Genomic DNA, 11,984 nt, shown 5'->3' with positions numbered 1-11,984 from the left:
GATGTTTATGTTGAAAATAAATATTTATATAGATAAAAATTCAAAAGAAAAATTATATTTTCAAATATATAACTGTTTAAAGAAGCAAATTTTGTCAGGAGATATAAAAGTAGGAATGAAACTACCATCTATTAGACAAGTAGCTATAAAATTAAATATAAATCAAAATACAGTAATTCAAAGCTATAACCTTTTAGAAGAAAAGGGATTAATAAAGAAAATTTCTGGAAAAGGTTGCTTTGTTCAAGAGTTTTGTGAGTTTAAAATAGAAGAAAAGGAAATACCATTAATAGAAAGTTTTAAATATGGACAATTTTTAAAAAGTGAAAAAATAAATTTTTCAAATGGGACTCCTTGCTCAGAATACTTCCCTATAAAAGAATATCAAATTTTTTTTAATGATATTATAAAGGAGTACGGAGGAGAAATTTTCGAATATCAAAGTGTTCAAGGAGTAGATAGTTTAAGGTATTTACTTTCAGAAGAATTTGAAAAAGAAGATATTTTTGTGAAAAAAGAAAATCTTCAAATAACCTCAGGAACTCAACAAGCATTGGACATAATAATAAAACTTTTTTCTAAAGAAACAAAACCTACAGTGGCTTTATCAGACCCAACTTATCCAAATGCTCTTAATATATTTAAGGGATGGTGTAATATAAAAACTTTAGATATAAAAAAGGATGGTTGGGATTTAGACGAATTTGAAGAAATACTAAAAGAGGAAAAGATAGATTTTATCTATGAGTGTATAAACTTCCAAAATCCTACAGGAGTTATGTGGTCTTTAGAGAAAAGAAAAAAACTTTTAAAACTTTCTGAAAAATATAATTTTTACATAGTAGAAGATGATAGCTTTTCAGATTTTTATTATTATGGAGAAAAACCGAAATCTTTAAAAAGTTTAGATAAGATAGGTAAAGAAAAAGTTATTTATATAAAAACATATTCTAAAATACTTATGCCAGGAATAGGATTAGCTGTAATGGCTATTCCTGAAAATCTTATTCAGAGAGTTTTGTTAATAAAATATGGATTAGATACAACGACTTCTGGAATAAATCAAAAAATTTTAGAAAAATTTATAATAACTAATAAATTGTCTCATCACCTTGAGAAATTAAGATATGAATTTGGCAAAAAACAAAAATTATGTCTAACACTTTTAGAAAAAATGAAAAACTTACAAGTTATGCATAAGCCAACAGGAGGATTTTTTATTTGGATAAAATTATCTGATGAAATTGATGGAGAAAAATTTTATTTAAAATGTAAAAGTGAAGGAGTAGCCTTATTACCAGGAACTCTTTTTTATAAGGATAAAAGAGATGTCTGTAAAATAAGATTAAGCTTTATATCTCCAACCCTAGAAGAGATAAAGATTGGATTGGAGATATTAGAAAAAATGTTATTTTTTTGTATGATGGAAAATTCTAAAAAAAGTAGTTATTAAAATTATACCTAATGCCATAGAACCTGCGATAATAGATGTTTCCATTCCTTTTAACATTGACTCTTGATATTTATTTTGAATTAAATATAACATTGTATAATAAACTCCTCCTCCAGGCGCCATAGGAATAAGTGCAGCTATAAGCAAAGTAGGAACAGTTGTTTGTAATTTTTTTGCCATAATTTCAGAATAAAATGCAGTTATAGCTGTAGCTAAAAGATAACAAGTTGAGTAAGAATATCCTTCTCTAGTGAAAAGTAGATAAAATAACCAACTAATAGCACCACCAATTCCAGAGTAGATGATTAATTTTCCTCTAACATTAAAAAGAATAGCAAAACTAATAGTAATAAAAAAAGCAAAAATAACTTCTAGTAAAAGCATTAAAATCCTCCAAAATTAAAAAATAATTTAGTAACAAGTCCAGCTCCTATAGCTATAGCACCACCAATCATAAGAACTTCCATGGCTCTCGAAGTACCGGAAACTAAATCTCCAGCAATAATATCTCTGATAGAGTTTATAAATGCTACTCCAGGAACTAAAAGCATTAGAGCAGAAATAATACTAATAGATGGATTTGTAATAACTCCTCCAATATAAAACATATTTGAAACAAAAGCACAAATGGCTCCAGATATTAAATTTATAAAAAAACTGTTTAGTTGTAATCCAGAAACAATATATGAAAAAAGAGCTACTCCACATCCAGCAACAAAAGCAGCTGCAAAATCGTTAGGACCTCCTTTAAATGAAACTACAAAACTTGCCGCTCCTAAAGCAGAAGCAATAAAATTCATACCAAAACCATAAGAAGGAATTTTATTAATTGCTTCTAAAGCTTTTTTTAATTCAGAAAAAGAATAATTTTCAATATCACTAATTAACTTGTGTACTTGATGAATTTTATCTAAATTAGTCGAACGAGAATTTATTCTTTCAACTAGAGAGACAACTTCATCGTTAATATTCTTTCCAGAAACAATTATACATGTCAATGTTGCAAAACAATCAATTTTTAAATTAAAATGTTGTCCAATACGGGCAATAATATCTTCGACTCTATAAACCTCTCCACCACTTGTAAGAACAATTTTTCCGGCGAAAGTCGCTAGTTGAAGAACATGGTGTTCGGTAATTAGTTGTTTTTTTGGCATAAAATCTCCTATAATTATAAAAATTTAAAACACATCTAATAGTAGCATTAAAGTTTAGAAAAAGCAACAGAGACATTTTGAAAAAAAATAAAAAAGTTGTTGACATAAAGTTTAAATTATGGTATTATTAATTTGTTGAAAGCGAAAGCAATCACGCCTGGGTGGCGGAATAGGTAGACGCACAGGACTTAAAATCCTGAGCTATCTGATAGCGTGCCGGTTCGATTCCGGCCCCAGGCACCATACAAGTGGTGAGGTTCCCGAGCGGCCAAAGGGATCAGACTGTAAATCTGACGGCTCTGCCTTCGAAGGTTCGAATCCTTCTCTCACCACCATTTTTATAAGCCGCTTTAGCTCATCTGGTAGAGCAACTGACTTGTAATCAGTAGGTGATTGGTTCGACTCCGATAAGCGGCACCATAGATGAATGTAAACTCTCGTAAAGAGAGTTTTTTTTATTTTTTGTAACAAAACTTTCTAGATTAGAAAAAATATTGTATAATTTTATATGAGGATAAAAAGTATACAGGGGGGAATATGATAAAAATATTTATAATATTATTTTTAGTCAGTATTAAAGCTATAGGAGAGACTAGTAACGTTGTATCTATAAATTATAAGTACAATGAACCTTTACTAGGAAAAGGACACTATTTAACTATTTCAGATATACCGATTCCTACATATTCAAATACAACAGGTTATTTTTCCAACGTAGAGATTGTAGGAAAAAATTTAAAAATTGAAAAGGATTTAAAGAAGGTTATAATAAAAAAAGGTGAAGAAATTATTAAAGAAAAAGAAGTAGAGTGGAAGCAGTATAGTTTTGAAATAGAAGAATTGGACTTGGATGGAATAACTATTAATTTAAAGTGGAGAAGTTTAAATCGACAAAAAATGGAGTTAATGGTTTCAAATTGGAATTTAGAGAAGAAAAGCTATGAGTTACAAATTGAGTATATATATTCTAATAAAAAAGAAATTCAAAATTTAAATATAAATATGCCTGAATTTAATCCAGATATATATTTGAATTTTGATTATAAATTGCCAATTTTAAAAAGACAAGAATATGGTAAAAAGTATCTTATTGTAAAAAAAATATCTTTAAATGAATATGATTTAGAAATAACTAAAAATAATGCAAAAAAAGATGGCTTAAAATTAATATTGGGTAAATTTGCAAATGTAGAGGAACAAAATACAAAAGAAGAGATTAGAGAGGATAGGAATGAAATAAGAGTAGTTCCTCTAATAGAAAAATATCCAAATGTTTTTGTGGAAGAATTAGATAATAATGATATTTTTAAGAGTTCTAAAGAGATTTTTATAGGATTAGAATTACCTAAAAATATAAAATATAACTCTAATTATAAAATTTTTGGAGATATTTTAGAAATAGAGTATGGTAAAACAAAAAAAACTTTAATAGATAAAATTATTCTTACAAATGGAATGAATAAAGTTAGTAAAGTTATAGTACTAACAAATTGGTATAAAGAAAATGAAAAGATTCTTATAAATAATTTAAATGAAAATCAAAGATATTATGAGACAGAATCAATCGGAAAGGTTCAAAAAGCGTATAAAAATTTAAAAATAAAAATTGGTGAAAAAGAGGAGGAAATAGATAAAGATGGAATTTCAAAATTAATCTCTTTAGATAATATAAAAATAAAAGTTGAAAATGGAATGGTCTGGTTATCTATAATTGATTTAAATATTCTTGAGCAGGGATTTGAAATAAATTATGATATTTTAAATAATAATGATGAAGTTATAGATAGGGTAAATTTAAAATTTTATCTAGAGAATTAGAAAATAACATGCTAGAATAAAGTATAATAACTATCGTGGAGAGGTGAAAAAAATGAAAAAAATAGTACTATTTATAATTGCTATGACATTATTTGTAGGATGTTTTGGAAAAAAAGAAGATATTGGTGCAAAACTTTTAGGTAATACCTATGTTCTTCAAGGAGTAATTCCAGAGAGTGAGATAGATATTAATTTTGACAAAGATAAAGTAACTGGAACTTCTGGAGTTAACAGATATTTTGCAAACTATGTGTTAGATGGCAATAAGATATCTATTAAAGATCCTGGATCTACAAGAATGATGGGGCCTGAAAATTTAATGGTACAAGAGCAGGAATATTTGAAAAATCTTAAAGAATCAAAAGAGGTAGAAATTACAAAAGATGGATTTATAATAATTACATCAGCGGGAGAAAAATTAAACTTTGTTAAAAAATAGTTCTTTTTTTAAAACTCTGCTTTTGTTAGTTTTGATTTTTTTTACAGGATGTTCATCAGCTAGAATTAGTGAAAGAGAAAGAAATGAAAGAATTGCTAAAATAACATCTTTTTATAAAGAATGGAAAGGTACTAGATATAAAATGGGAGGAACATCAAAAAGTGGCGTGGATTGTTCAGCCCTAATGCAGCATTTATATAAAGAGAAATTTGCATTGGATTTGCCAAGAACAACGAAAAATTTATCTCAAGAGGGCGATAAAGTAAAAAAACGTAATTACTGGGAAGTTGGAGATTTAGTGTTTTTTAAAATTGGTTGGAGAAAAACTCATCATGTTGGAGTATATTTAGGAGATAATAGATTTTTACATGCATCTACTTCTAAAGGGGTTATAATTTCAGAGGTAGATGGTTATTGGGATGATCACTTTTGGCAAGTTAGAAAAATATTATAGTAATAAAATTAAAAAGGGAGGGTTAAAGACTCCCTTTTTATATTACAAAAAATAGCAAAAATTTTAGAAATTATTCAAAAAATAAATACTATATTCAAATAATTGACAAATTGAAATTAAAGTATTATATTGTAAAAGTATTTTAAATGCCAAAAGGCTTAATAGAGGAAGATGGGTGAGAATCCCACACAGCCCCAAGCTACTGTATTGCAGACGAAACTAATAAACCACTGGAAAAAATCTGGGAAGGATTAGAAGTAGGATGAAGCTGAGTCAGGAGACTTATTTAAAATTTAGTTTTTTGTTTTTCGTGGGGGAAAAATAAGAAATAAGAGTATATTTTATGACATGATTTTTTGTAATTAAATAAAAACTCCTAATTTCTAATAAAAGCTAAAGTTTAAGAAGTCTTTGGTTTTTTATTAGATTTTTTTATTTTAAAAGAGCAATTGGAGGAAAACATGAACAAAAAATTATTGTTACTGTCTTTACTTGTTGTGACAAATGCAACAAGAGGAAATGAAAATAAAAATTTTGTAAAATTAGAGGATACGGTTATTACTACCCAAAACTTTGAAACAACAGTTAGAGATACTCCCACAAATATTTCTATTATAACAGCAGAGGAAATTGAAAAAAGTGGTTCAACAAATTTAGTTCAAGTTTTAAGAGATGTACCAGGGTTATTTGCTAGAGAATATGCGGGTGGTGAAATAAGATTTGATTTAAGAGGACAAAACCCAATGTACGCTAATAAAAATATTATTGTTACAATAGATGGTGTTCCTATAAATAGAACAGGTTTAGGAAGTTCTGATAGCTATAATCTTTCTCAAATTCCTGTTGAAAGAATTGAAAGAATTGAAGTTATTCCAAGTGGTGGAGCAGTTTTATATGGTGATGGTTCTGTTGGAGGTATCATTAATATTACTACAAAAACAGTTGAGGATAGACAAAACTACGGTTCTATAAATTTTAATGCTGGAAGTCACGGGTTATTTTCAGAAAATATAACTTACGGAACTAAAATTGGTAATAATTTTCTAAATGAGATTTCATTTAGTAAGTATAATTCTCATGGATCAGGAAGAAAATTATCTGATGGAACTAAAGAAAAAGTTGATAAATACTCTTTTGATTATACAGGAAAATATCTTTTAGATAATGGTGATATAGAGTTTAAATATAGTCATGCAAAATCTGAGACTCACTTAGGAGGAACAATACCTCAATATATATTTGATGAAAATATTAAATATGCATCAAAATTTTCAAAAAGTAAATATGAATTAAATGATTTTTACTTAAAATATAGGGCAGAAGTTTCAGATAGTTTAGAATCTGTAACTTATATTAATTATTTACATAACGATTATTCTCCTTATTCAGGAGGTTTTTATAACACTAATAGATATAAAGAAAGAAAAGAATATGTAAAATCTCAATTAAAATACAAATATTTAGAAAATAATTATCTTATTTTTGGAGCGGACTACTCACATCATAGAGAAAAGGATTCTATGGTGAATTTAAAAACTTATAAAGATGGAAGAGAAGCTAAAAAAGAAGCTTACGGAATCTTTTTAATGAATAAAATAGAATACAATAAATTTCAATTTATTCAAGGAATAAGAAAAGAATATACTGATTATGATTATTATTTACAAAAGTTAAAGGATGTTAATGACCCTTCTAAATATTATGACATGGAAAGTAAAAAATTTAATAACACAGGATTAGAATTTGCAATAAACTATTTATATTCAGATACAGGATCAACATATATAAATTATACAAGAGGATTTAGAACGCCAAGCGCTACTGAAATGGGAAGCTATGAGCCTATTTTGCAAGGAGTTTATGAATATAATAGAAAATCACAAACAAGTGATAATATAGAAATAGGTATAAAAGATTTTGTTGGAAACACTTATCTTTCAGCATCTGTATATTATAATAAAATTGACAATTATATGTATTCTAAAATCCCTACAAATATTGAAGATTGGGATAAGAGTATAACTGGAAATTTAGGTAAAGTTGATAAATACGGTACGGATATAGTTGCAGAGCATTACATAGGAAATCTTACTCTTAGAACAGGAGTTTCATATATTCACCATGAATTAAAAGATGGACCTACAAAAGGTGAACCGATTCCAAGCGTTCCTAATTGGAAGGTTACTGCAGGAACAACTTATAACTTTACGCCTAAATTTTCAGCTAGTGTAGATGCTCTTTATCATGGTTCTTATACTGTTTTGGATGCACTAAAATATAAGGTTGGAACATTACCAGAGAGTGGAGATGAAAGTTCACTTGAAAAATATGATGAGAAAGTAGACTCATATATAACAGTAGATTTATCTACTAGTTATCAATTTGAAAATGGGCTTACTTTAACTGCTAGAGTAGACAATTTGTTTGATAAAAAATATGATAGATACGTTGGAGCTTGGGGAGATTTTTCTGGAGATTCTACATATGTTATTCAGCAACATTTACCAGCTCCTGGAAGAACTTTTACTTTAGGTGCCTTATATAAATTTTAAAGGATAAAAAATGAAAATATTAAGAAAAATACTAGAAGATGCAAAGGATAAAATAATAGAATTAAATGGAAAGAGGATTTGTAATCAAACTTCTAACTTATGTGGTTGTTGTAATGGAGATTATTCGCTAATTTCTTTGGAGGAAAAAAAAGAGATAATAGAATTTTTAAATAAAAATGATGAAATAAAACAAAAAATATTAAAAAATAAATTAGAAGAAAAGGTTTGTTACTTTCATGATAAAAAATTAGGGAAATGTTTAATTTTTAATTTAAGACCTATCTGCTGTAGATATATATCATATAAAATTTATGAAAAAGAGGATTGTTTTAAAACATGTTCGCCTCTAAATCCTTGTAAAAAAGAGGGTTCTACTGTTATAAAGATAGAAAAAAAAGATGTTGTGAAAGAGGAGTATCCTTTAAAGAGTTATGAAATAAATGAAAAAAAATATTATTTTATAGATGATAAATTAATACTAGAGTATCAAGAGTATAAAAATAAGCAAAGCATAAAATTAAGTACTGTGATAATTGAAATAAAAAAGTGATTGCTTAAGCAATCACTTTTTTGATAATCTATAGTTAAAAACAGCTGCTCCAATAATTATTAAACCACCTATTATACTTAGAAAATCCGGTATTTCTTTCCAAAATATAAATCCGATTATAGCTGAAAATATAATACTTAAGTACTGATATATAGAAACTTCGCTAGCTAAAGCATATTTATAAGCGTATGCTAAACCAATTTGCCCAACGGTTGCAAAAATACCAGTTAAAATAAGATAAAATAATTGAATACCATTAGGAATAACAAAACCCTGGATTAACATAGGGGGAATCATTCCTATCATAGAAAAAGCTGAAAACCATAAAACTAAAGTTGATGGTTCTTCCATAGTTCTAAGATATCTAACTAAAGTATAGGCACCACCAGCAAAAACAGCTGATAAGAATCCAGCTAGAGCAGGAAGCATTTCAAAACTAAATTTAGGTTTAATAACAAGAAGAGCTCCAAATAATACAATAACTAAAATAGGGATTTGGTGTCTTTCGAGTTTTTCTTTCAAGAATAATGTTGCAAAAATAGTAACAAAGAATGGTGAAAGTTTATTTAATAAAGCTGAATCAGCTAAATACAGTTTATTTATACAATAAAAATATAAAACTGCACCAGTTAATCCCATAGTACATCTGTAAACCATAAACAATCTACTTTTGTTACTACTTCCCCAAATATTTATATTTTGTCCTCTCATTGTAAAAAGTAGCATAACTACACCAATAAGATTTCTAAAAAAAAGTTTTTCAAAAGTTGAGATATCGCTACCAATAAACTTAACTGTAGCTCCCATAAGTGCCATTCCTAAAGCAGAGATACACATCCAAATTGTACCTTTTAATTTATCGTTCATATATAACCTCCTAAAGTAAAAATATTATAACATGAAAAAATGTTAAATTCTATTTAATAAGCATAAAAAAAAGAGCCGATAGGCTCTTTTTAAATTACTCAACAGTTACTGATTTTGCTAGATTTCTAGGTTTATCCACATCGATGCCTTTATCTACTGATGTAAAGTATGATAAAAGCTGTAATGGAATAATAGCTAATAGAACAGAGAAAACATCTTCAATATCTTCTACGCCGATAAATTCATCAGAAACGTTAATAGCTTCTTCACAAGATTTTCTTGCAACAGTTATAATATGTGCTCCTCTAGCTTTAAGTTCTTTTATATTTGATATTGTTTTTTCTAAAAGATTTGATTGCATTCCGATAACTACAACGGGTGTTCCCGGTTCTATTAAAGCTATTGAACCATGCTTTAACTCCCCAGCAGGAAAGGCTTCAGTATGAATATATGTAATCTCTTTCATTTTTAATGAACCTTCTAGAGCTGTAGCAAAATCTACGCCTCTTCCAATATAAAAACCATTATGCTTATCTTTCATAAAGTTTGCAACATTTTTAATAATTTCAGTATTATCTAAAGTAGTTTTGATTTTTTCTGGAATACTATATAAAGAAGATATTAACTTTTCTACTTTTTCTTTAGATAATCTTCCTTTTTTCTCGGCTAAATATATAGCTAATAATTGAAAAATAGTTACTTGTGTTGTATAAGCTTTAGTAGAGGCAACTGCAATTTCAGGTCCAGCCATAGTATAAATTGTATTATGAGCTTCTCTTGAAATAGTTGAACCAACAACGTTAGTAATAGCTAATGTTTTTGCACCTCTAGATTTTGCTTCTTTTAAAGCTGCAAGAGTATCTAAAGTTTCACCAGATTGGCTTACGAAAATAGCTAAGGTATTTTCGTTGACAAAAGGATCCATATATCTATATTCAGATGCAATTTCAACTAAAGAATTAATTCTAGAAATTTCTCTTAAAGCATATTGCCCTTGTAATCCAGCATGATATGCGGTTCCACAAGCGACAATATGAATCATATCAAATTTATTGATTTCATCATCAGATAAAACATCAGAGAAGTCAATGATTCCATTGTGAACTCTTCTATTCAAAGTTTCTTCAATAGATTTTGGTTGTTCGAAAATCTCTTTGATCATAAAATGAGGGAAACCACTTTTAGTAGCCTGTTCATAATCCCATTCAATAACTTTAATTTCTCTTCTTACAGAATTTAAAGTTTTATCAAAGATTTTAATAGAATCAGCAGTTAATCTGGCAATATCTCCATCTTCTAAAAAATACACGTTCTTAGTATATTTTAGAAGTGCAGGAACATCAGATGCGATAATGTTTTCATTTTCACCAACTCCAATTACAAGTGGACTATCTTTCCTTGCACAGATAATTTCATCTGGAAAATCTTTATGAAGAATTCCAAGAGCATAACTTCCTCTAAGTTGTTTTATAGCTTCTGTAACAGCATTAAAAAGATCTCCCTTATAAAGAGAATGAATAAGATGTGCAACTACTTCAGTATCTGTGTCAGAATTGAATTTATACCCTTTTTGAATAAGTTCATTTTTTAATATTGAATAGTTTTCAATAATTCCATTATGAACTACTGCAATAGACATATCTTCACTAAAGTGAGGATGAGAATTTCTGTCAGATGGCTCACCATGAGTAGCCCATCTTGTATGACCGATTCCAATATGAGAGTCTAAATCCATTCCTTCTAAGTGAGTTTCTAAATTTTTTAGTTTACCTTTTTTCTTTTCAACTATAATTTTAGAATCCTTTATAATTGCGATACCAGCTGAATCGTATCCCCTGTACTCAAGTTTCTCTAACCCTTGTAAAACAACACTCTTAGCATCTCCCTTTCCTATGTAACCAACAATTCCACACATAAAAAATCCTCCTTAAAATATTTAATTTTCAATGTTCTTTATATTTAAGAAGAATTACTACTTACTTTCCTTTGTCCTAAAAGTCACCTTTTAGATTTGTAGAAGGTCTAAGGTTGTAGTCACCTCTGGAATACCCGCCGAATGTTCGATGATTCCAGTCCTCGTCAACTTAAAAAAGTTCTGGCGCTTAGTTTCTTTTTAATTCTCCTAAATATAGAGTCATTCAATGGTATCATAAGTTGAAAAAAGTTGCAATAAAATTTTTTTTATAAAAAAATAAAAAACTTGTTGACTTTTACTGAAAAAAATGGTACTATTATTTTGTTGAAAGCGAAAGCGAGAAATCAACGCCTGGGTGGCGGAATAGGTAGACGCACAGGACTTAAAATCCTGAGCTATCTGATAGCGTGCCGGTTCGATTCCGGCCCCAGGCACCATTTTATGGTGGCCGTAGTTCAGTTGGTAGAGCGCCAGTTTGTGGCACTGGTTGTCGCGGGTTCGAATCCCGTCGGTCACCCCATAAAAGTTTTAAAAATGCGGGAGTAGCTCAGTTGGTAGAGCGTCAGCCTTCCAAGCTGAATGTCGCGAGTTCGACCCTCGTCTCCCGCTCCATAAAAAATGCGTCATTAGCTCAGATGGTAGAGCACACGACTTTTAATCGTGTTGTCACTGGTTCGAGCCCAGTATGACGCACCACTATTTGGGGTGTCGCCAAGCGGTAAGGCAACGGACTTTGACTCCGTCATGCGTTGGTTCGAATCCAGCCACCCCAGCCATTT

At 29.0% G+C, this 11,984-nt stretch carries 10 protein-coding genes, 8 tRNA genes and 1 riboswitch; of the genes, 14 read left to right on the top strand and 4 right to left on the bottom strand.

The genetic code is table 11. From position 1 onward, the window contains the following. Window positions 1-7: 7 nt before the first annotated feature. The gene (locus tag NON08_RS10980) at window positions 8-1,453 is read left to right on the top strand and encodes a PLP-dependent aminotransferase family protein (protein WP_256691623.1); all 1,446 of its coding nucleotides are present in this window, start codon (window positions 8-10) and stop codon (window positions 1,451-1,453) included. On the opposite strand, the gene NON08_RS10975 is transcribed toward NON08_RS10980, so the two are convergent. Together NON08_RS10975 and NON08_RS10970 are read right to left on the bottom strand one after the other, a co-directional pair. Then, on the bottom strand, window positions 1,409-1,837 hold the full coding sequence (locus tag NON08_RS10975) for a threonine/serine exporter family protein (RefSeq protein ID WP_256691621.1): 429 nt from the start codon (window positions 1,835-1,837) through the stop codon (window positions 1,409-1,411). The two genes, NON08_RS10980 and NON08_RS10975, sit on opposite strands and share 45 nt — an antisense overlap. Then, a complete protein-coding gene (locus tag NON08_RS10970; protein ID WP_256691620.1) occupies window positions 1,837-2,610 on the bottom strand; it encodes a threonine/serine exporter family protein in 774 nt (257 codons plus the stop codon). Before NON08_RS10970 ends, NON08_RS10975 begins: the two co-directional genes overlap by 1 nt. Window positions 2,611-2,765: 155 nt before the next feature. Here NON08_RS10970 and NON08_RS10965 point away from each other — a divergent pair. From NON08_RS10965 to NON08_RS10930, 8 genes are all read left to right on the top strand, one after another. Continuing rightward, a tRNA-Leu gene (locus NON08_RS10965) sits at window positions 2,766-2,853 on the top strand. Between the two features lie 7 nt (window positions 2,854-2,860). Beyond that, window positions 2,861-2,945 (top strand) — tRNA-Tyr (locus NON08_RS10960). Between the two features lie 9 nt (window positions 2,946-2,954). Further along, window positions 2,955-3,030: transfer RNA gene (locus tag NON08_RS10955), tRNA-Thr, on the top strand. A 117-nt stretch (window positions 3,031-3,147) separates the two neighbouring features. Beyond that, window positions 3,148-4,428 (top strand): hypothetical protein, encoded by a 1,281-nt coding sequence (locus NON08_RS10950; protein ID WP_256691618.1) that lies wholly within the window; start codon window positions 3,148-3,150, stop codon window positions 4,426-4,428. A gap of 52 nt (window positions 4,429-4,480) precedes the next feature. Next, a complete protein-coding gene (locus tag NON08_RS10945) occupies window positions 4,481-4,867 on the top strand; it encodes an META domain-containing protein (RefSeq protein WP_256691612.1) in 387 nt (128 codons plus the stop codon). A 22-nt stretch (window positions 4,868-4,889) separates the two neighbouring features. Beyond that, the gene (locus NON08_RS10940) at window positions 4,890-5,321 is read left to right on the top strand and encodes a C40 family peptidase (RefSeq protein WP_256691611.1); all 432 of its coding nucleotides are present in this window, start codon (window positions 4,890-4,892) and stop codon (window positions 5,319-5,321) included. Between the two features lie 127 nt (window positions 5,322-5,448). Further along, window positions 5,449-5,626, top strand: a riboswitch (cobalamin riboswitch). 156 nt (window positions 5,627-5,782) lie between these two features. Beyond that, window positions 5,783-7,873, top strand: a complete 2,091-nt coding sequence (locus NON08_RS10935; RefSeq protein WP_256691610.1) for a TonB-dependent receptor — start codon at window positions 5,783-5,785, stop codon at window positions 7,871-7,873. A gap of 10 nt (window positions 7,874-7,883) precedes the next feature. Then, complete coding sequence (locus tag NON08_RS10930; protein WP_256691609.1) at window positions 7,884-8,423, top strand: hypothetical protein; 540 nt, start codon at window positions 7,884-7,886, stop codon at window positions 8,421-8,423. 12 nt (window positions 8,424-8,435) lie between these two features. Here the strand turns inward: NON08_RS10930 and NON08_RS10925 are convergent, their stop codons facing one another. Together NON08_RS10925 and glmS are read right to left on the bottom strand one after the other, a co-directional pair. Continuing rightward, a complete protein-coding gene (locus tag NON08_RS10925) occupies window positions 8,436-9,290 on the bottom strand; it encodes a DMT family transporter (protein ID WP_256691608.1) in 855 nt (284 codons plus the stop codon). A gap of 94 nt (window positions 9,291-9,384) precedes the next feature. Beyond that, entirely contained in the window at window positions 9,385-11,205 is a 1,821-nt protein-coding gene (glmS, locus tag NON08_RS10920; protein ID WP_256691607.1) for a glutamine--fructose-6-phosphate transaminase (isomerizing), read from the bottom strand. Window positions 11,206-11,554: 349 nt separating this feature from the next. On the opposite strand from glmS, the gene NON08_RS10915 reads away from it, so the two are divergent. The 5 genes from NON08_RS10915 to NON08_RS10895 all read left to right on the top strand — a co-directional run bounded on the left by NON08_RS10915 (window position 11,555) and on the right by NON08_RS10895 (window position 11,981). After that, window positions 11,555-11,642 (top strand) — tRNA-Leu (locus NON08_RS10915). A gap of 7 nt (window positions 11,643-11,649) precedes the next feature. Beyond that, window positions 11,650-11,725: transfer RNA gene (locus NON08_RS10910), tRNA-His, on the top strand. 16 nt (window positions 11,726-11,741) lie between these two features. Continuing rightward, a tRNA-Gly gene (locus tag NON08_RS10905) sits at window positions 11,742-11,817 on the top strand. A gap of 8 nt (window positions 11,818-11,825) precedes the next feature. Continuing rightward, window positions 11,826-11,901, top strand: a tRNA-Lys gene (locus tag NON08_RS10900). A gap of 5 nt (window positions 11,902-11,906) precedes the next feature. Beyond that, a tRNA-Gln gene (locus NON08_RS10895) sits at window positions 11,907-11,981 on the top strand. The last annotated feature ends 3 nt before the right edge of the window (window positions 11,982-11,984 follow it).

Source organism: Cetobacterium sp. NK01, from assembly GCF_024506395.1.
Lineage (GTDB): Bacteria > Fusobacteriota > Fusobacteriia > Fusobacteriales > Fusobacteriaceae > Cetobacterium_A > Cetobacterium_A somerae_A.
The sequence above is the reverse complement of the archived record's forward strand: the minus strand, read 5'-3'. Positions and strand labels throughout refer to the sequence as shown.